The 19,216-nt window shown below is 63.1% G+C and carries 22 protein-coding genes; 10 read left to right on the top strand and 12 right to left on the bottom strand.

The window, feature by feature from the left end; genetic code table 11:
• Positions 1-55: 55 nt before the first annotated feature.
• On the bottom strand, positions 56-2,074 hold the full coding sequence (locus tag BLR66_RS18145) for a DEAD/DEAH box helicase (protein ID WP_093290059.1): 2,019 nt from the start codon (positions 2,072-2,074) through the stop codon (positions 56-58).
• A gap of 189 nt (positions 2,075-2,263) precedes the next feature.
• The gene (locus BLR66_RS18140) at positions 2,264-3,289 is read right to left on the bottom strand and encodes a fatty acid desaturase family protein (RefSeq protein ID WP_176943960.1); all 1,026 of its coding nucleotides are present in this window, start codon (positions 3,287-3,289) and stop codon (positions 2,264-2,266) included.
• A 205-nt stretch (positions 3,290-3,494) separates the two neighbouring features.
• Between BLR66_RS18140 and BLR66_RS18135 the strand changes: the two genes are divergently transcribed.
• The 4 genes from BLR66_RS18135 to BLR66_RS18120 all read left to right on the top strand — a co-directional run bounded on the left by BLR66_RS18135 (position 3,495) and on the right by BLR66_RS18120 (position 5,397).
• Positions 3,495-3,995, top strand: coding sequence for an RNA polymerase sigma factor (locus tag BLR66_RS18135; protein WP_093290161.1), 501 nt, complete (start codon positions 3,495-3,497; stop codon positions 3,993-3,995).
• A 27-nt stretch (positions 3,996-4,022) separates the two neighbouring features.
• Positions 4,023-4,688, top strand: coding sequence for a serine/threonine protein kinase (locus BLR66_RS18130; RefSeq protein ID WP_143014700.1), 666 nt, complete (start codon positions 4,023-4,025; stop codon positions 4,686-4,688).
• 117 nt (positions 4,689-4,805) lie between these two features.
• Positions 4,806-5,030, top strand: coding sequence for an RNA-binding S4 domain-containing protein (locus tag BLR66_RS18125; protein ID WP_093290160.1), 225 nt, complete (start codon positions 4,806-4,808; stop codon positions 5,028-5,030).
• Positions 5,031-5,115: 85 nt separating this feature from the next.
• Positions 5,116-5,397 (top strand): GIY-YIG nuclease family protein, encoded by a 282-nt coding sequence (locus BLR66_RS18120; protein ID WP_093290056.1) that lies wholly within the window; start codon positions 5,116-5,118, stop codon positions 5,395-5,397.
• 108 nt (positions 5,398-5,505) lie between these two features.
• Here BLR66_RS18120 and BLR66_RS18115 read toward each other — a convergent pair whose 3' ends face one another.
• Together BLR66_RS18115 and BLR66_RS18110 are read right to left on the bottom strand one after the other, a co-directional pair.
• Positions 5,506-6,531, bottom strand: a complete 1,026-nt coding sequence (locus BLR66_RS18115; RefSeq protein ID WP_255402772.1) for a COG3904 family protein — start codon at positions 6,529-6,531, stop codon at positions 5,506-5,508.
• 288 nt (positions 6,532-6,819) lie between these two features.
• Entirely contained in the window at positions 6,820-7,329 is a 510-nt protein-coding gene (locus BLR66_RS18110; RefSeq protein WP_093290055.1) for a DUF1697 domain-containing protein, read from the bottom strand.
• A gap of 75 nt (positions 7,330-7,404) precedes the next feature.
• On the opposite strand from BLR66_RS18110, the gene BLR66_RS18105 reads away from it, so the two are divergent.
• On the top strand, positions 7,405-8,076 hold the full coding sequence (locus BLR66_RS18105; RefSeq protein WP_093290054.1) for an NAD-dependent epimerase/dehydratase family protein: 672 nt from the start codon (positions 7,405-7,407) through the stop codon (positions 8,074-8,076).
• 16 nt (positions 8,077-8,092) lie between these two features.
• Here BLR66_RS18105 and BLR66_RS18100 read toward each other — a convergent pair whose 3' ends face one another.
• Entirely contained in the window at positions 8,093-8,782 is a 690-nt protein-coding gene (locus BLR66_RS18100) for a GNAT family N-acetyltransferase (RefSeq protein ID WP_093290053.1), read from the bottom strand.
• A 99-nt stretch (positions 8,783-8,881) separates the two neighbouring features.
• Positions 8,882-9,781 carry a class A beta-lactamase gene (bla, locus tag BLR66_RS18095; RefSeq protein WP_093290052.1) on the bottom strand — a complete coding sequence of 300 codons (900 nt, stop codon included), beginning with the start codon at positions 9,779-9,781 and terminating at the stop codon, positions 8,882-8,884.
• A 162-nt stretch (positions 9,782-9,943) separates the two neighbouring features.
• Between bla and BLR66_RS18090 the strand changes: the two genes are divergently transcribed.
• Positions 9,944-10,279: a hypothetical protein gene (locus BLR66_RS18090; protein ID WP_143014699.1), complete on the top strand. Its 336-nt coding sequence runs from the start codon at positions 9,944-9,946 to the stop codon at positions 10,277-10,279.
• A 16-nt stretch (positions 10,280-10,295) separates the two neighbouring features.
• Here BLR66_RS18090 and BLR66_RS18085 read toward each other — a convergent pair whose 3' ends face one another.
• Positions 10,296-10,724: a VOC family protein gene (locus tag BLR66_RS18085; RefSeq protein WP_093290050.1), complete on the bottom strand. Its 429-nt coding sequence runs from the start codon at positions 10,722-10,724 to the stop codon at positions 10,296-10,298.
• A gap of 105 nt (positions 10,725-10,829) precedes the next feature.
• Positions 10,830-11,624 carry an MOSC domain-containing protein gene (locus BLR66_RS18080; RefSeq protein ID WP_093290049.1) on the bottom strand — a complete coding sequence of 265 codons (795 nt, stop codon included), beginning with the start codon at positions 11,622-11,624 and terminating at the stop codon, positions 10,830-10,832.
• A 322-nt stretch (positions 11,625-11,946) separates the two neighbouring features.
• Here BLR66_RS18080 and BLR66_RS18075 point away from each other — a divergent pair, with 322 nt between their 5' ends.
• Positions 11,947-12,318, top strand: coding sequence for a DUF1428 domain-containing protein (locus BLR66_RS18075; protein WP_093290048.1), 372 nt, complete (start codon positions 11,947-11,949; stop codon positions 12,316-12,318).
• A gap of 88 nt (positions 12,319-12,406) precedes the next feature.
• On the opposite strand, the gene BLR66_RS18070 is transcribed toward BLR66_RS18075, so the two are convergent.
• The 4 genes from BLR66_RS18070 to BLR66_RS18055 form a co-directional block, all read right to left on the bottom strand.
• The gene (locus BLR66_RS18070; protein WP_093290047.1) at positions 12,407-13,252 is read right to left on the bottom strand and encodes a glycoside hydrolase family 16 protein; all 846 of its coding nucleotides are present in this window, start codon (positions 13,250-13,252) and stop codon (positions 12,407-12,409) included.
• A gap of 37 nt (positions 13,253-13,289) precedes the next feature.
• On the bottom strand, positions 13,290-14,183 hold the full coding sequence (locus BLR66_RS18065) for a hypothetical protein (RefSeq protein WP_093290046.1): 894 nt from the start codon (positions 14,181-14,183) through the stop codon (positions 13,290-13,292).
• 99 nt (positions 14,184-14,282) lie between these two features.
• Positions 14,283-14,897, bottom strand: a complete 615-nt coding sequence (locus tag BLR66_RS18060) for a hypothetical protein (RefSeq protein WP_093290045.1) — start codon at positions 14,895-14,897, stop codon at positions 14,283-14,285.
• Between the two features lie 216 nt (positions 14,898-15,113).
• Positions 15,114-15,971, bottom strand: a complete 858-nt coding sequence (locus BLR66_RS18055) for a TolB family protein (RefSeq protein WP_093290044.1) — start codon at positions 15,969-15,971, stop codon at positions 15,114-15,116.
• Between the two features lie 201 nt (positions 15,972-16,172).
• On the opposite strand from BLR66_RS18055, the gene BLR66_RS18050 reads away from it, so the two are divergent.
• The 3 genes from BLR66_RS18050 to BLR66_RS18040 all read left to right on the top strand — a co-directional run bounded on the left by BLR66_RS18050 (position 16,173) and on the right by BLR66_RS18040 (position 19,185).
• Positions 16,173-16,619 carry an SRPBCC family protein gene (locus tag BLR66_RS18050; protein WP_093290043.1) on the top strand — a complete coding sequence of 149 codons (447 nt, stop codon included), beginning with the start codon at positions 16,173-16,175 and terminating at the stop codon, positions 16,617-16,619.
• A gap of 281 nt (positions 16,620-16,900) precedes the next feature.
• A complete protein-coding gene (locus BLR66_RS18045) occupies positions 16,901-17,965 on the top strand; it encodes a DUF1615 domain-containing protein (protein ID WP_093290042.1) in 1,065 nt (354 codons plus the stop codon).
• A 155-nt stretch (positions 17,966-18,120) separates the two neighbouring features.
• Positions 18,121-19,185: a hypothetical protein gene (locus BLR66_RS18040; RefSeq protein ID WP_093290041.1), complete on the top strand. Its 1,065-nt coding sequence runs from the start codon at positions 18,121-18,123 to the stop codon at positions 19,183-19,185.
• Positions 19,186-19,216 lie beyond the last annotated feature (31 nt).

Here is a 19,216-nt window from a genome sequence, read left to right as displayed (position 1 = left end):
TCGCGGGGATGACGACGTTGAGTTGGCGACGGCCTGATTCTACCGACGCCTTGGTTTACTCGCGCGGCTTGGGCGGCCCTTTGCGATGCAGCTTGCCAGGAGGGCCCGGCTTGAAGCCGGAGGGCTTGCCGGTGCGCGCTGCCGCCGGCTTGAACTTGCGCGGCGCGGCATCGCCGCCGGTATCGCCCTCGCCCACCTTGTGGATACGGAGCTGCTGACCGGACACCCACACCTTCTTCAGGTGCATCAGCAGTTCCTTGGGCATGCCTTCGGGCAGATCCAGCACGGTGTAGTCGTCCTGGATGTCGATGCGGCCGATGTACTTGCTGTCCAGGCCAGCCTCGTTGGCGATGGCGCCGACGATGTTGGCCGGCTTCACGCCATGCGCGTGGCCCACTTCGATGCGGAATGACTCCATGCCCACATCGGGCTTCTCGCGCGGCGCGCCCTTGTCGATGCGCGGGCGTTCAGCGGTCGGCTTGTCGAAGCTGGGGCGTTCGATGCGCGAAGTTTCGCGCGCAGGCTTGTCGAAGCTGCGCGCGGCCGGCCGTTCGAACGGTGCGGAAGACTCCTCGCGACGCGGCGCAGGACGCTCTTCGCGCGCAGGGCGTTCGGCATAGGCAGGCCGCTCGCCGGTGGCCGGACGTTCACTGCGCTGCGGACGCGCAGGGCGTTCGCTGCGTTCATGGCGCTCGTTGCGTTCGTAAGCCTGCGCCGCCGGTGCGGGCGTGCGGTCCGGACGCAGCAGCAGCGGCGTTTCGCCCTGCAGCAAGCGGGCCAGGGCCGCGGCGATGTCCACCATGGGCACGTTGTGTTCCTGCTCATAGCGTTCGACCAGCGAACGGTATTCGCCCGGTTCTCCGGTGGCCAGCGTGTCGGTGATGCGGCCCAGGAAGCGCTCCACGCGGCGGTCGTTCACCGCTTCCACGCTGGGCAGCTTCATCTCGTCGATCGGCTGGCGGGTGGCGCGTTCGATCGAACGCAGCATGCCCTTCTCGCGCGGGGTGACGAACAGGATCGCATCGCCGCTACGGCCGGCGCGACCGGTGCGGCCGATGCGGTGCACATAGCTTTCGGTGTCGTAGGGAATGTCGTAGTTCAGCACATGGCTGATGCGCTCCACATCCAGGCCACGCGCGGCCACGTCGGTAGCCACCAGGATGTCCAGCTTGCCGTCCTTCAACTGTTGGATGGTGCGCTCGCGCTGCTGCTGCTGGATGTCGCCGTTGATGGCGGCGGCGGCCAACCCGCGCGCCTGCAGCTTCTGCGCCAGCTCTTCGGTTCCGGCCTTGGTGCGGGCGAACACGATCATGGCTTCGTAGGGTTCGGCTTCCAGGATCCGGGTCAGCGCATCCAGCTTGTGCATGCCGCTGACGAACCAGTAACGCTGGCGGATGTTGGTCGCGGTGGTGGTCTTGGAAGTGATGGTGACTTCCTGCGGATCGTGCAGGTAGGTCTGGGCGATGCGGCGGATCACCTGCGGCATGGTCGCCGAGAACAGGGCGACCTGGCGTGTCGGCGGGGTCTTCTTCAGTACCGCCTCGACATCGTCGATGAAGCCCATGCGCAGCATTTCATCGGCTTCGTCCAGCACCAATGTGGTTAGTTCGGACAGGTCCAGGGTGCCGCGGTCCAGATGGTCTATGACCCGGCCCGGCGTTCCCACCACCACGTGCACGCCGCGCTTCAATGCGGTCAGCTGCGGCGCATAGCCTTGCCCGCCGTAGATCGGCAGCACCACGAACCCGGGAATCTTGCGGGCGTAGCGCTGGAAGGCTTCGGCCACCTGGATGGCCAGTTCGCGGGTCGGCGCCAGCACCAGCGCCTGCGGCTTCCTCTGGTCCAGCTTGAGGCGCGACAGGATCGGCAGCGCGAAGGCGGCGGTCTTGCCGGTGCCGGTCTGGGCCTGGCCAAGCACGTCCTTGCCTTGCAGCAGCGCCGGGATGGTGGCCGCCTGAATGGGCGAAGGGGACTCGTAGCCCACCTCGGTGACCGAGGCCATGACGGGCTCGGAAAGGCCAAGATCGGCGAAAAGAAGGGGGGGGTTGGACTCGTTGGGCGACTCGTTGGACATGACAGAAAACTCCGGCGCGCCCCGGAACAGGGCCTACGCAAGGCGATATTGTGCGCCCTGGGACAAGAGCTGTCGCCCTAAACCGGTATTCAGCGCAGGCTGTGCGGATGGCGTAGGGCGGGTTTTAACCCGCCTTTCGGGTGGTCGCGACAGCCTGACGGCGGGTTAAAACCCGCCCTACAACAATTGTTAGGCCAGCGCCTTGGCCCGATAGCCGAAGCCGACCATGCGCCGGGACTGCTCGTCCCACAGCTTGAGGCGGGCGCACTTCAGGCTTGACCACAAAGTCAGGCGCGGGGCCGACTGCAGCAGTTCGCTGGACTCGAAAGCCTCGCGCAGCCGGTAGTTGGGGATGCGGCTGGCCAGGTGGTGGATGTGGTGGTAGCCGATGTTGCCGGTGAACCAGTGCAGCACGGCCGGCAGGTCGAAGTACGAGCTGCCCGAGACCGCGGCCTTGCCGGCGTCCCACTCTTCCTTGTTGGTCCAGTAGGCGCCTTCGAAGGTGTGCTGCACGTAGAACAGCCACACGCCGATGGCGCCGGCCAACAGCACGATCGGCAGATGCACCAGCAGCACGGTATGCCAGCCGATCGCGAAACCAAGCGAACCGCCGACGATCAGCAGCATCAGGTTGTTGAGCATCACGCTGGCCCATTCTTTCTTCCAGCTGAAAGGAAGGTCGAACGGGAAGCGGTGCTTGATGACGAACTGGTACAGCGGGCCGATGCCCAGCAGCACCGGCGTGCTGCGGTAGAAGCGGTAGCAGAAGCGGCCGAACCACGAACGCGATTCGTACTCGGCCACAGTCAGCGTTTCGATGTCGCCCATCTCGCGGCGGTCCAGATTGCCGGAGGTGCCGTGATGGATCGCGTGGGTTTTCTTCCAGTAGCCGAACGGGAACAGGGTGATCAGTCCCAGGCTTGCGCCGACGATATGGTTGGCGCGCTCGCTGGCGAAGAAGGAACCGTGGCCGCAGTCGTGCTGGATGATGAACAGGCGCACATAGAAGCCGGCGGCGGGAACGGCCATCAGCAGCGTCCAGCCGTAGCCCCATTGATCGACCACGCTCCAGGCCATCAGCGCCCAGATGGCCAGCAAGGGCGGCAGGGTGTTGAGCAGCTGCCAGATGGCGCGGCTCAGGCGCGGCTTGGCGAAATGCGAGCACAACTTGCGTAGCTGGGCGGCCGTGGTGGACGCCTGAAGGTCGGAACTCAAGAAATATCTCCCATGGGAACCCCGATTGTCAGGGACCCGTGAAGACAGCGCAATGACATCCGTCGGCGTATGGCTGGTTTTGTTCATCCCTGCCCACTTTATTGGCGCATTGGGCGCGCCGAGCCGTGATTTTCGCCGCGCCGGTGCGAATCATGGTGCAGACCAGCACAATCGCGCAGGCAGCTGAATGGGGCAGATGGCAATCATGGCAGGGGAAACGCAACCGCAGGAGCGCTTCGGCGAGCTGCTGGAACGGCACCGCGGGATCGTTTTCAAGGTCGCCAACACCTACGGCTTCCATCCGGAGGACCGCGCCGAACTTGTCCAGGAGATCGCCGCCCAGCTATGGCGCGCCTTTCCCGGTTACGACGCCGAAAGGCCGTTTTCGACCTGGATGTACCGGATCGCGCTGAACGTGGCCATCACCCATGTGCGCGGCACCGCGCGCCGGGGCAAGCACTCGGTGCCGCTGGACGAAACCCTGCACGACATCGCCGACGACAACGGCGCCGATCACGAAACCGACCAGCAGGTGCGCGCCCTGCACCGCTTCATCGCGCAGCTGGACAAGCTCAACCGCGCCTTGCTGCTGCTGTATCTGGAAGACCAGAGCTATCGCCAGATCGCCGAAATCCTGGGCATCAGCGAAACCAACGTGGCCACCAAGATCAGCCGCCTCAAGCAGCGCATCCGCAACGAAATCTGACCCGACAAGACGATCATGGAAAACATCATGGAACTCGACGAACTGAAAGCCACCTGGCAAGCGCTGGATCGCCGGCTGGAACAGAACAACCGCATCAATCTTGAGCTGTTCAAGGACAAGAAGCTGGAAAAGGCCCGCACCAGCCTGCGTCCGCTGTTCTGGGGTCAGCTGGCCCAGATGCTGCTCATCGGCCTGCCCTTCGTCTTGTTGGCGGGCTGCCTGTGGGCCGGGCTTGAAAGCAGGCCGCCGCTGCCGTTGTTGCTGGCCGGTATTTTCGTGCATGTCTACGGCGTGGCGACCATCGCGCTGGCGGGCTGCACCATGGGCCTGATCAGGACCATCGATTACTCCGCGCCGGTGCTGGCCATTCAGAAGCAACTCGCCAAGCTACGCCGCTTCTACATCATCAACGGCATGATCGCCGGGCTGCCCTGGTGGCTGATGTGGGTTCCGGTCTTGATGGTGTTGTCCGGCCTGGCTGGCGTGGACCTGTATGCCAGGGCCCCCTCGGTGGTCTGGATCGGCCTGGGCATCGGCGTTGCCGGCCTGCTGGCGACCTGGTGGTTCCATCGCTGGTCGCGTAGCGCCAAACGCCCCAGATTGGCCAAGGCGATGGAGGACAGCGTTACTGGCGGCAGCCTACTCAAGGCACAGCGCATCTTCGACGAGATCGCGCAGTTCGAGAAGGAATGAATCTGTCCGCTGCCGCAGACTTGATCGACAAGCTGACAGGCGTTGGCGGCGGCGATGGCGTCGTGCGATCCTGCCGCCCCGCAATGCGTCTTCTTCCGCAAGGTTGTCCGCCAGACCATGATAGTCCTCGAATTCGAACTGGAACGCGACCATGTAGAACTGAACCAGCTGTTGAAGCTGGCGGGACTGTGCGACAGCGGCGGCGCGGGCAAGGCGCTGGTGGCCAGCGGCGCGGTCTCGGTGGACGGCGCTACCGAACTGCGCAAGACCTGCAAGATCCGCGCAGGCCAGACCGTGCAGCTGGACGACGTGACCATTCGCGTGATCGACCCGTCCCACTGAGTTTCCGCGTACGCCTTGCCGCAGCCCGAAGTCGAGAGCGGCCTTATCGACAACCACTGGTACGGCCAACGAAGACAGGTCATTTATGCCCGGACATCAAAAACCGTCCTCGTCCTGGTACGTCTACCTGATCGAATGCCGCGACGGCAGCCTGTATACCGGCATCGCCATCGACGTGGCGTCGCGCTATGCGAAGCATGTGGCAGGCAAAGGAGCGCGCTACACCCGCGCGCATCCGCCGCTACGTCTGCTGGGCCAATGCGCGTACGCCGATCGCTCCGAGGCCAGCCGCGCGGAATACCGCATCAAGCAGCTGACGGCGGCGCAGAAGCGGGCCTTGTGCGAAGAATGGGCAGTGAGCGCGTAGGAGCGACGTGAGTCGCGAAGCAAGGGAAAGTTTCGGCGTTGTGGATTCGCGACTCACGTCGCTCCTGCGGCGCTCACAGCTGCATCGACACGCTGATCGAAGGCCGGGCTATTCGCTGCCTACATTGCCGGCCGCCGGCCGCGTGTCGCCATGGGCGGAGAGCGGACTTTCGATGGGACATTTGCCGTCGGGGAAGCCGAAGCTTTCCCGCAACGCCAACCCGCAAGCATCCACCTTCTCTGCGGAGCTGTCGGGCAACTGGCATTCACGCTCGAAGGCGCGCATGAATTCGTCCTTGCGCCGCACGAAATCCTCGCCGCATTTGCGCGTCAGCCGGATGCGCTCAAGATCGTCCTGCACGGCATTGGTGCCATCCAGCCCGTATTCCACCAGCTCGTCCGCCGACAGCAGCCGCAGCTTACGGTTGGGCACGGTCATCATCAGATCCGCGACCGCCACCGACGCGCCATTGCGCTCCAGGTATTCCTTCATGTTTTCGTAGACCTCGCGCAGCTCCTGGCTCAGCTCCGCGCGCGTGGTCGCGGTGGAGTCCACGCGGATCATCCGGTGGATACCGACCTTGCCGGCGATCTGGCGATCGTCGCCCGCAGCCAGTATCAACACGCAGGCGCTGTGGCAGATGGCGTGCTCCCCCACGCGGATGGTCCATTGCGAGGCGCCGATGGCGTCGCCCGCCTTCATGGCGTCTTCCACGTGGCCGCCGCTTGAATCCAGATCCAGGATGCGCTGCTCTATTTTCAGCCGCTCGGCGACATTGCCCACTCGCTCCACCAGGGCGGTGAAATCGGTCGCGATCTTGCCCTCGTAGTTCAATCGAAGGGTTCCGGGTTCTTTACATTTTTCCAGCGCTGCGGTTACCTCCGCATACGAGAGATCGGTGAGCGTCTGACCGCTCGTCTCTTCGATTTGACCGTTTACTTCGACTTGATCTTTCTCCCTGATCGGACCCTTGGCTTCGATCGGAACGGATTCGCAGCTGATCGAAGCCTCTCCGGAAGTCAACTCGACCGCCGGCCAATCCGTGCCTTTCAACACATCGGTTTTGCGCGCGACCGGCGCGGGCGCCGGCGATCCGCCACTCAGCGCGCCGCCCTGCCCTGCGTTGGCGGGCACATCGACAATCCTGACCGGAGCCTGGACCGGAGCCTTTTGCTGACAGGCCGTCAGGCAGACGGCCAGAACGAACAGAAACCTTTTTGGAATGGGCATGCCGCGTCGCTTTCCGGGATGAGGGGAGCACCGCTGGGGCGCAGCATCGCGATGTCGCGCGATGGGCCCAGTCTAGTGCGTGTCCGGGAAACGAACAAAACCAAGGATGAATGCACCCTCGATGACGGGAAGTTCCCGTGCACGCGCAATTCACGGAAGCGAAGCGCCGGTAGCGCTCCGTCGTGCGGCGCATCACTCCATCGCCATTGCCGCCAGTCGGGAGACCGTGTTCATGTTGCGGCCCGTCCCACTCTTTGCTGCGGGGATCTTGAGCTTCGAATCGGCCATGCCCTCGCCGTAGTGCACATAGATCTCGCGTTTTCCCAAGACCACTTCTTCTCCGTTGCGATGGCTGAGCGTGGCCAGCGTGTCCGCGGGCGGTGCGTTGTCCAGGAAGATCGCCACGACACGGTTGGGCGCAGCCTTCGGAAAGGGGTTGGCGGCCAGGACCGCCGCCATCTCGGCAGCGGTGCGCAGCAGCACCCCTACCGGCTTTCCGGCATACCGCGCCAAAGACGCTTCCAGCGTCGCCTTCACCTGCGCCGCAGTGGACGTGCTTCGCAACACCACGTTGCCACTGGCGATGTAAGTGCGCACGTCCTGGAAACCGGCCGACTCGCACATCGCGCGCAGATCGGCCATGGGAAGTTTTCCGGTTCCGCCGACGTTTACCGCGCGCAACAAGGCGATGTAATTGTTCATGGGAGTCTCGTGGAGCCGAATCGGCGGATAGTAGGGCGGGCGGGTTACTCTTCCTCCATTATCGGGGAAGCGGCAATGAGAATAATCCTGTTGGGCGCCAGCGGAATGGTCGGACAAGGCGTATTGATCGAGTGTCTGCGCGATCGGCGGGTCGAACACGTGCTTTCGCTCGGCCGCACCGCCAGCGGACGCCAGGACGCCAAGCTGCAGGAACTGGTCCATGCCGATCTGTACGACCTGTCGGCCGTAGAGGACCGGCTGCGAGGTTACGACGCATGCTTCTACTGCCTTGGCGTGTCCTCGGTCGGCATGGCCGAAGCCGAGTACAAGCGCATCACCTACGACATGACCCTGGCCGTGGCCGACGTGCTGGCCCGGCTCAATCCCGGCATGACCTTCATCTACGTCAGCGGCGCCAATACCGACTCCAGCGAGCAAGGACGGTCGATGTGGGCCAGGATCAAGGGCCGCACCGAAAACGCATTGCTGCGCCTGCCGTTCAAGGCCGTCTATCTGTTCAGGCCTGGCGGCATCCAACCTCTGCATGGCGTACGGCCCAAGGTCGGGTGGATACGCGCCATCTACGCGGCGACGGCGCCGCTGTTGTCGCTGGCCGTGCGCTACGCGCCGGGTGGAATGACGACTTCCGAGCGCGTGGGTTTGGCCATGATCAACGCGACCGCGCGCGGCGGACCCAGCCGGGTGCTGGAAAGCCGCGACATCAACAGCGAGGCGCAGCCGGACTAAGCCGCGCCATCGGCTTTCAAGCGTTGCTGTCCGTGCGTCGCAACGACCAGAACGGGATGTCGCGGCGGATGCGATAACCGTTTCTCTCGTACAGTTCCTTGGCCCTGCGGTTTTCGTGGCTTACATGCAGGAAGGGCGTCAAGCCGCGGTCAAGCACATCGTTGGACAGCCACGCCATCAGCCGTCTTGCGTAAGCGCGTCCGTTGAAATCGGGATGGGTGCAGACCGCGCTGATCTCCGTGTACTCGTCCATGCCCATGCGCTCGCCGATCATCGCGGCCAGCCGGCCGTCCTGGTAGATGCCGAAATAGCGGCCCAGCTCGACAGTGCGCGGGCGAAAATAATGCGGGTAGACCAGCGCCGTCAGCGCCAACACGTCGGCGCGGTGGACTTCGGTCAGTTCGATAAGCTCCGGGCCATCCACTTCGGCAATCCGTGTCGGGCAAACCATCTGCGCCAGCAACGCCAGCTGCTGCAATCGCCAGCCCTCGGCTTCGGCCGGGGCCCGGCCCAGCAGCAATACGGTGTCGCCGTGCGGAACCAGCGCTTCCAGCGATGCAGTCGCGTCGATGCCGTCGGCCGGCACGCCAAGGAAAGGCGCAACATCCGGCGGATAGCGCGCCGCATCGTGCTGGCGCAAGGCCAGCGAGCGGTGCCGGCTGGCCAGGGATTCCCAGATGGGATTGTCGAGAGGATGCGGGTTCATAGAAGCGCAGAGTCTGCCATCGTTAGCGCAAACTTTTCCAGCGCGTTATGGCAGGAATGCGGCACCGCTCTTCGGCCATGGTCGGTCCGCAAACAATCGCTACAGGCTTGCGGCGATGCGCCCGACTTCGGCGATGACCGCGTTGCGAGCTTCCTTTGGCTGCGCATATTCGGCGTAGTAAGCGGCGACAAGCAATGGCGCGCGGCCCGGCGGCCAGACGATGGCGATGTCGTTGGTGACGCCGTTGTTGCTGGTGCCGGTCTTGTCGCCCGCTCGCCATTCTTTCGGCAGACCGCCGCGGATGCGCTTGTCGCCGGTGGTCGTGGCGATCAGCCAATCGGTCAGTTGCTTGCGCGAAGCCGGCGAGAGCGTATCGCCCAGCAACAGCGAGCGCATGTCGTCGAGCATCGCGGCCGGGGAAGTGGTGTCGCGCGGATCTCCGGGAACCGCTTCGTTTAGTTCGGTTTCCCAACGGTCCAGCCGGGTCACGCTGTCGCCCAGCGACTGCGCGAACCTGGTCAGGCCCGCCGGGCCGCCGAAGCTGGCCAGCAACAGGTTGCCGGCGGTGTTGTCGCTGACTGTGATGGTGGCGCGGCACAACTCGGCCAGAGTCATGCCGGTGGCGACATGCTTTTCGGTCACTGGCGAGTACGCGACCAAATCGTCCTTGGCGTAGACGATGCGGCGATCCAGCCGCTCCTCGCCGCGATCCACCCGCGACAGCACCTGCGCCGCGGCCAGGAACTTGAAGGTGCTGCACATCGGGAAGCGCTCATCGGCGCGATGGCCGATGCGCTTTCCGGTGCCCGTGTCGAGAATGGAGACGCCGAGACGGCCGCCATGAAGGCTCTCGAGCGCCTGCAGCCGGCCGCTCGCATCGGGAGTCGGCAGGCTCTTTGCGAATGCCCGCTCGAAGTGCGCGAGCGCGGCAGCGCTGGCGCCGGCAAGCAGCAACGAGCGACGGGTCGGATTGAAGTTCAAGTTCTGTTCGCCTCTCATTCCTGGATGCGAAAAGTGTAGCTCCGATCGATGCGTTTATCGCTACGCGCTCCACTGGCGGTACGCCTCCCCTTTGGGCCTGGTTCATCACTGGAAGCACACGGCTTCGTCATGAGGGATGCCCTCGGTTATCCTTGTCCCGACGCGTGGATGGAGTTGGCTATGAAAGCCCTGTTTTTCAGCCTGGTCTTCGCTCAATTTACATTCGCGCCCGCTTCGGCACAGCCACTCGAAGAACAGACCCGCAACCCGGCGCCGGCAACGAGCGCACCACGGCCGAAAACCCAACCGCCAACGGTCCGCGCAGCGCAGGATCCGCGAACCGATCCCTATGGCGCGTTGGTGGAGAACGTAAGCCGGTCCGCGGACCAATTCCGCGACGACAACACCAGCCGCAACCAGGACAGGGATCGCATTGAGGACGCTGATTACGGCCAACCTGCGGCGACCTCCGACAAAAAGCCTCGGCAGCGCAAGCCGAAGAGGCCGTCGCCTTGACGCAGGGCGGCCGTGCTCAGCCGGTTGCCTGACCCGGCACCACCACCATCCACGACACGCCGAAGCGGTCGAGCAACATACCGAAGCCCGAAGAGAAGAACGTCGGCATCAATGGCTGCTGGATCTGGCCGCCTTCGGCCAACGCATCGAACAAACGTCTGGCCTCGGCATCGTCGGCCGCCGACAGCGACAGGGAAATTCCCTTGAACTCCGGCTTCCCGGCGCTGAATCCGTCGGATAGGAATACCTGCGTCTGGCCGATCTGCAAGCAGGCGTGCATCACCTTGTCGGCCGGCGGCGCCGCGCCGCCCGGGCATTCTGCGCTTCCTCCCGGGCCTTCGCCGAAGCGCATGAGCATGACCACCTCGGCATCCAGCGCCTGGCGGTAGAAAGCGATGGCATCATCGCAGTGGCCATCGAAAGATAGATAGGGCTGGATGTACATGATGGGTCCTCACAGGCTGATCGTAGACGGGATAAAAGCGCGCTTTTCATGAAGACGACGAACCGGAGAAACCGGAATCGACATCGGTGGCGCCCAGCTTTCGATTCAGGCCAGCACTTCCACCGCATCGCCGACGCGCACGCTGCCCAGGGAGCGCGGGATGAGATTCTGGCCGAAGGTGACGCCCTCGGGAGTGCGGCGATAGCCGATCAGAGTGCGCAGGGGCTCTCCGTCCGGATCGCGTTCGCCGCGTGCTGGATCGACCGTGGTGAAGACGCAGCGCGTGCAGGCTTTGGCCACGTCGAACTCCACTTCGCCGATGCGGATGCGTTTCCAGCCGTCCTCCGCATGCGCGGCCACGCCGTCCACCACCAGATTGGGGCGGAACTGCAGCATTGACACGGGCTTGGCCAGGCGGGCGTTCAAGCCATCCAGCGCAGCGCGCGAAATCAGCAGCAAGGGAAAGGCATCGGCAAAGCTGACTTCATCGCCAGGCCGCGAATGCGGGTCGGTCATCGGCCGGGCGACGCCGGCGTCCATATGCACCAGATGCACGGGCAGTTGCAGGAATTCGCTCAGCCATGCGTCGGCGGCTGCGTCTACGCGCTTGGCGGCGACTTCGTTCTTCCACACGTTGACCGGTACGGTCGCTCCGGTTTGCGGAAACGGGACCTGCAACGACGGCATGCCGGGAGCGTCCAGCGAAAGGCCCTGCGGGTCCGGCTGCGCGCGCACCAAGGTCAAGCGCGGCAGCTGCCGCCCGGTGAGGAAGCGGCCCTCCGCATCCACCACCATCCAGCGGCGGTCGTGCCGGAGGCCGCGTGGTTCCACCACCGCCGCTCGCATCTCGAGCGGCGCGGAGGACTTGATCGGGTACAGATAGAGGCCGGAGAGCTGCATCGAACGGTTTCCGAATTACGGAAACCTGCATGGTAGAGCCTGTTTACGATCTGTCGGAAGACGACCTGCCTGAAGACATCGTATTTTTCTGCGGATGATCTGGAACGGATTCCCAGTCCCCGCGCATGCGGGGATCCGGCGGCTCCAGGCTTTTCTGCAAACCGTACGGCTGCGGGACGAAAGGCACTGGACTTCCGCCTGCGCGGGGACGACGGGTTTCCCGGGCTTGGAACACCAGGCGAACGTCTTTGTGACCCCGCATTAACCTCGCCAAGCGCATCTTGCGCGATGCGGCTCCCCAACCGCGTGAAGGAGACCAGAGATGCCTTACATCGACGGATTTGTAATTGCAGTACCTACCGCCAACAAACAGAAATTCATTCAGCATGCGAAAGACGGAGATTCGGTGTTCGTGGAGCACGGCGCCACCCGTATCCTGGAGTGCTGGGGGGACGATGTGCAGGACGGCAAGCAAACGGATTTCCGCCGCGCTGTGAAAGCCAAGGAAGATGAGACGGTCGTGTTTTCGTGGGTCGAGTGGCCCGACAAGGCCACCCGCGACGTCGGCATGGAGAAGGCGATGAAGGACCCCAGACTGTCGCCCGACCAGAATCCGATGCCGTTCGACGGCGCGCGCATGATCTTCGGCGGCTTCTCGCCGGTGGTCGAACTCGGTCCCAAGACCAAGCACTGATCGATTGAATCATCAGGCAGGAATGGGCGGGCCGAAACGGCTCGCCCATATCCGCGAATAGCGAGATTCAAGCTAAAGCCGGCCGCCTTTATTTTTCGATCAACTTGTAGACCCTGACGTAATCGACCTGCATGCGTGCGGGAAAGCTGTCGTCATCCACGCCTTTTTGTCCGCCCCAGTCGCCGCCGACCGCGATATTCATCAACAGGTGGAAACGCTTGTCGAAGGGCCACACCTGGTAGCCCTTGCCTTCGTTGGGGAACTCGAGCACCAGCGCATCGTCGATATACCCGCGGATCGCGTCGGGAGTCCAGTCCACGCGATAGAGATGGAACCGATCCATGGCGCCGTCGATGACTTTAGTGGCGGTCTTCTGCGTTTTGATCTGGAAGTAGTAGGCTTCTGTGTGCGTGGTGATATGCACCCGGTCCGGATCGAAGCCGACATGCTCCATGATGTCTATCTCCCCCGACTTCGGCCAACCACCGTACGCCTGGTCCGTGGGCAGCATCCATAACGCTGGCCAAGTGCCTTTGCCGGAAGGAAGCTTCGCTTTTATTTCGAAGCGCCCGTAGAGGAAATCGCCTTTTCCATTCGAGATCACCCGGGCGGAAGTGTAGTCGCGGCCTTCCTTTTTCTCCTTTCGCGCGGCGATGGTAAGCACGCCGTCGGCGACGAATGCATTGCTGGTGCTGTCGGTGTAGTACTGCAGTTCGTTATTCCCCCAGCCGTGGCCGCCTATGTCGTAGCCCCACTTGGCCGGGTCCGGAGCGCCGGTGTAATCGAACTCGTCCTGCCACGCGGGAGTCGCCTCGAACTCCCAGCGCTTCTGCTGCGACACCTGGGTAGTGTCGGCCTGTTGACCGAAACAGGATGCGGCATGCACTCCGACCCAAAGGATCAATGCACCAAGCGGCATTCTTGAGCGTTTCATCGGACGACTCCTGGGGTCTGGAAGCAGTCAATCATTCTTAGAAGAAGGGGATGCCAGGGCGCAACAACAGCTGGAAGACCAGCAGCAACACAATGGCCGCCCCTAGCGGATAGGCCAGCGGAATCGCCACCGGCAGTCCGGTCGCCTTGACCGTGCGCAGGCGCCAGGCGCCGGACTGGATCCAAAACATGCCGACCCCGGCGACGATGACCGGCAGGAACAGCACCTCGATCCATTCGCGCGGCACGCGGAACGGCAGGATCAGCACGATCGCCACCAGCGCCGGCACGGTGGCCGTCTGGAAAATGAAACGGCTGCATGCGCCTGCGCTCGCCAACTGTGCGGGTTGGGAGGCCAGACCCAACAGGTGCCGCGAGAATTGCCGCGCGAAAAGGGGAATGGCCGCCAGGGCCAGCAGCGCGGCGATATTTTTGGCGTTGGCGCTGAGCCAGAAGTAATCCATCGCCATGCCCACATCGCTGCCGGAACTCAGCGCGCCTACCACGACCTGCGGCAACGCCATGAACACCCCGCAGTACGCCAACCAGATCAGGAACAGGCGCGGAGGCGTGGCGCGCCCCACTCCACGCCGCAGCAGGAACAAACAACCCAATCCGAGCATGAAAGTAGCCAAAGCGCCGGTGCCCTGGAACAGACCGGCCAGCGCATGTTCGCCTTCCCAACGATGGTTGTTGTGGAACAGGGTCGGCTGCAACCCGGGAGTGAACGCCTTGGGCAGCACCAGGAAAAGCTCCTGCACGAAAAAAACCAGATTGAAGGCCAACGTGTAGAGCAGGACCGACAGCAACGTGAGCCGCGTATCCCAGGCAACGACCGGTGTCACGGGTTCGGTGCGCGTGCGGAACCAGCCCGCCGAAGCGAGCAGCAGCGGACCGACGATGAGGACCAGGATGGCGGCAACAGCAATCATGCAGACACGCGGCTCTGTGCGTTTCGAAGGTGCGATGGTGCCACAGGCTCGCACGCCGGGGCGCTCTGGCCTTTCCCTACTGCAAAGCGCGGGTAGTAATCAGGGCCTGCCGGGAAACAACGATTGCTGGTGCTTGGGCCGCCAGTTCATGCCTTTGTATTCGACTTCCTTGGCCGAGGCGGCGGCAGGCGCGTCCGCTTGAGCCGCGGAGGACGAAAGCACCAAGCTTTTCAACTTGGCGGCGATCCTTGCGAAGGCTTCGATATCGTTGTGAGTGAAGGAATATTCGTTCCGGCAAACACGGTAGCGCACATCCTGGGCACCGCCGACCGCGCTGGCCCATTGCGGAGTGACGTTCTGGCCGATCAACTCGATCATTTCCCCATCCACGACTTTGCCGCGGTACGACGTTGGCCCGGCGGGCAAGGGCCGGCCATCCACCAACCAGTCGATGTCGTGACATGCGGAGAACCGCGACGCCGCAGCACCTGATCCTCCATTGGCTGAAACGAAGGCCAGATTGATCGTCGATGAGGACGCATCGCCAACCAGAATGGCCTCGAAGGTAAAGACCGGCATGCTCGTATCCATGCTGCCGTCGGCGGTATAGGCGATGGCGCGCTCGCCGCTGATCCGGTCGAAGGTCTCACTGACGTTCTGGGCGGAAACCGGCGCAGCGATCGCCAGCGCGATCGCCAGGAAAGCAATACGCATCAGACAGCCGCCAGGCTGACGGCCGGTAAGTTGAATCCTGACTTCATCACACTCCCCAGTGTGTCGCGACGTCGAAACGCTAGGCCGTTCGGCTTCCCCGCCATAGCTTAGCGCGCACAGCTTGCCATTCCCGGCGCATTCGCGCACGTGCGCAGGAGGGTTCGCTTCGCCCGATTGTGCGGACGGTCACGTTGGCGGCGTCTTCTTCCGCTCCGCTCAGTCGCAGACGCGCGGCCAGGCCGGATCCGCGCCGGGTTCCAAGTCCACCAGAAACAGCTCGCCCGACTTCTGACCGTCGGCCTGCGCGAACAACAAGCGTTTGCCGTCCGGCGACAGCAACGGCCCGACCTGGAAGACATCCTGCCGCGCCGGCACCTGCCCGCGTTCGTGCCACACGCCGTCCACTTTTTCGTAGCGGTAAAGGTGCGAACGTTCGCCGCGGTTGGCCACCACCACCATTACCCTGCCATCGCGCGAGATGTCGGCCTCGTACTCGTCGCCCGCCGTGTTCACGCCTCCGGGCAGCGGCTCCACCCGCCATTCACCGTCGCCCTGCGGCGTCGCCAGATACAGGTCGCGGCCACCGGGACCGCCCGGCCGGTTGGATCCGAACAACAGGCGGCCGTCGGCCAGTTCGCGCGGCAACAATTCGCTGTGGATGGAATTGACCGGCTCCGGCAAGCGGGTCGGCGCGCCCCACTCGCCACTGGCGTTGCGTTCGACCTTCCAGATATCCAGATCGTCCTTGCGGTGCCGGTCGGTGCCGTAATAAAGGCGGCGGCCATCCGGACTGAAGGCAGGATCGGTTTCGAGCACGCCCGGCGCTGCGGCGAAAGCGGGCTCGGCCGGCGCCGACCAGCGTCCGCCTACGCAGCGCGTGGACAACAGGCGGTAATGGTCGAACTGGCGGTCGGCGCGAAAGAAAAACAACTCGCGGCCGTCGGGCGAAAGCGTCGGCGAAGATTCGTACAGATCGGTCGAAATCTCCGCCGGCGTCCACCGCTCGGGCGCACCCATCGCGGCAAGCAGCAAACCCAGGGTCATGGCCGAAGCGGAAACGGATTGCAGCGGCATGCTTTCGCTCCCTCGGGTCGGATCGGAAGCCGCGATATTGGATGCGCACACGGAATGCGGGAAGTGAATATTCCACAAACCAGGGTTGAACGAAAATCAAACCGGCAGTCCATTGCGATGCGATGATCGGTCTTTGTCGAATCCGGGCCTTCCCGGTCGTCGTGGAGACAGAGGGCTTTCCTCTGCCAACGAGAATCCGATATGACCGCCAATACCGTACGGCTGCACCGTGTACTGCGAACCACGCCCGAGCGTCTTTACCGCGCCTTCCTGGATGCGGACGCGTTGGCCAAATGGCTTCCGCCCAACGGCTTCACCTGCAGGGTCCATCACTTGGACGCGCAGGTTGGCGGGACCTACAAGATGTCGTTCACCAATTTCTCCACGGGCAACAGCCACAGCTTCGGCGGCACCTATCAGGAACTGACGCCGAACCGGCTTATCCGCTACAGCGACCGCTTCGACGATCCCAATCTGCCCGGCGAAATGCAGACCACCATCTCGCTGACCGAAGTGTCCTGCGGTACCGAACTGCATGTGGTGCAGGAAGGCATCCCCGAGGTCATTCCGGCCGAACAGTGCTATCTGGGCTGGCAGGAGTCGCTGGTATTGTTGGGGAAATTGGTGGAAGCCGAAATTCCGGACTGAGAATGCGGCATCCGGACCCCGAACTCAGTTCCGGGGGATGAAGGCGATACGACTTTACCGGTGCCACCGAAAGCCGGCGTCCATGCCCGCCCCCTTTTGCAAAAGGGGGCACTTGCATGCTTTCTTTTGCAAAGAGGGGGCACTGGCGTGGCATGAACCCAAAGTCGATCGTATGCTGCCGGCATGAGCGGAAATTACCGATGATGCAGTCGCACCCATTGCCCACACACGCGGCTGTATCTACTTCGCCACGCAATTGGAGGCCACGCCTATTACGGCGCATGGCATGCCTGCTGCCCGTCCTGCTGACCGCCTGCGCGACGCAAGGGCCGCTGCAACCAGGACAACGCCCCACCGATGTGCGCGCCGAGATTGCGCGGCGGATCCCAGCGGCCACGGACCGGGCCGGCTGGGCGGCCGATATCCAGAGCGCATTCGCCGCCCAACGCATCGAGCCCAATAGCGAAAACATCTGTGCCGTGCTCGCCGTGACCGAACAGGAATCCGGCTATCAGGCCGATCCTGTGGTGGCCGGCCTGCCGAAAATCGCGCGCGGCGAAATCGACCGGCGCGCGGCTTCCAAACACATTCCCAAATTCCTGGTGGACGCTGCGCTCAACTTCAAGTCTTCCGACGGCAGGTCGTATGCGCAACGTTTGCAAGCCGCGCGCACCGAACGCCAGCTCAGCGAGATCTACGAAGACATGATCGGCCGCGTGCCGCTGGGCAAGCGCCTGTTCGCAGACATGAACCCGGTGCAGACCGCCGGACCGATGCAGGTGAGCATTGCCTTCGCCGAATCGCACGCCGGCGGCTATCCCTACCCTATCGATAGCTCGATCCGCGACGAAGCGTTCACGCGCCGCGGCGGTCTGTATTTCGGCATCGCCCATCTGTTGGGCTATCGCACGCCGTACAACCGCAAGCTACACCGTTTCGCCGACTACAACGCCGGCTGGTACGCCAGCCGCAATGCCGCCTTCCAGAACGCGGTCAGCCTGGCTTCGGGCATTCCGCTTGCGCTGGATGGCGATCTGCTGCGGCCTGGTGCGCGCATGGACGGTCCCGGCAAGACCGAGTCGGCGGTGCGTGCGCTGAGCGGACAGCTGGGCCTGGACGAACGGGCGATCCGCAATGCGCTGGAACGCGGCGACCGGCTGGATTTCGACGACACCGATCTCTACACCAGGGTTTTCGCGCTGGCCGAAGCCCACGAGCGCAAACCGCTGCCACGCGCGATCGTTCCGGGCATCAAACTGGAAAGCCCCAAGATCACCCGCGAACTGACCACCGCCTGGTTCGCCACTCGGGTGGACGAGCGTTACCAGCGCTGCATGCGCCGGTAGCGGGAGTTCAGGGCGCTGGTTCAGCATGGGCGTCGTATAAGTCGATCTTCTCCGCGCGGTAGCCGCACTCTGCGGAATCAACAATATAGAGCCGCGTACTTTCGGTTGATGACGCACTCACCGCACAATCGACCTCATCGGAAAAGAGCAGAGATATGAAATGCATCGGGTTCCTGTGTTTTCTTTTTCTTTTCTCCGCAAACACGTCTCTCATCGCTGCCGAGAACCCACCGAAGAACTATATTTATATGTACCAGCGGGGAACGGATGGCGCCGACGTCAAGACGGACAAAGCCCTGCGCGATCCCCGCTTCAGCGGGGCTCAAATTGTTTATACATGGCGCGAACTTGAGCCTTCCAAGGACCGGTATGATTTCAGCGCGATAAAAGAGGACCTTGCCTACCTTGATTCAATCGACAAGCGGCTCTGGATTCAAATCCAGGAAAAATCGTTTACTCCACGCCGCAATGTGCCTGATTACCTGTTGAATGACCCGGTTTATCAGGGCGGCGTAATCAAGCAGAGCATGCTTAGCGCGCCAGAGCGAGATCCGGACAAACCATTGTCCGAGGACGAGTATGGCTGGTCAGCCAAGATGTGGCAGGCCCCCGTCCGCGAACGCTACCAGAAGCTGATCCGGCAATTGGGCGCCGAGTTCGACGGAAAAGTAGTTGGGATCAACTTCAGCGAGAGCTCCATGGATATCGGCACTGAGAACGCCGACGGCAGCACCACTTTTCCCGTCGATTTCGATCCGCAAGCTTATGTGGATGCGATTCAAGACAACATGCGTGTGCTCGCCGATTCCTTCAAAGAGTCCATTCCGATGGTCTACTTGAATTTCGTGCCCGGCGAGTGGTTGCCATGGAACGACAAGGGCTATATGCGCACCCTTTTCGCCGAAGCCAGCAAGCTGAAAATGGGGATAGGCGGGCCTGATCTCATGCCATACCGCAAAAGCCACATGTCGCAGACTTACGGCTTCTTCAAGGACTATCCCGACGAGCTGGTAAAAGGCATGGCGGTGCAGGACGGAAATCTTCGCCAAACCAATCCCAAAACCGGCAAGAAGAATACGGTGCAGGACCTGCTCGCTTTCGCGGAAGGGTATCTTGGGCTGGATTATATTTTCTGGGTGGAAGATGAGCCCTACTTCGGCAACGAAGTGCTTGAGCAGCTGCCGCCTCCGGATCGTCAGGGGATTCCCGATCGCACATAGGGCGGGCTCAAGCCCGCCGCACGACAAGCAG

Source organism: Pseudoxanthomonas sp. CF125 (genome assembly GCF_900104085.1).
Classification (GTDB): domain Bacteria; phylum Pseudomonadota; class Gammaproteobacteria; order Xanthomonadales; family Xanthomonadaceae; genus Pseudoxanthomonas_A.
Note: the sequence above shows the minus strand (reverse complement) of the source record. Positions and strands in the feature narration are given on the sequence as shown.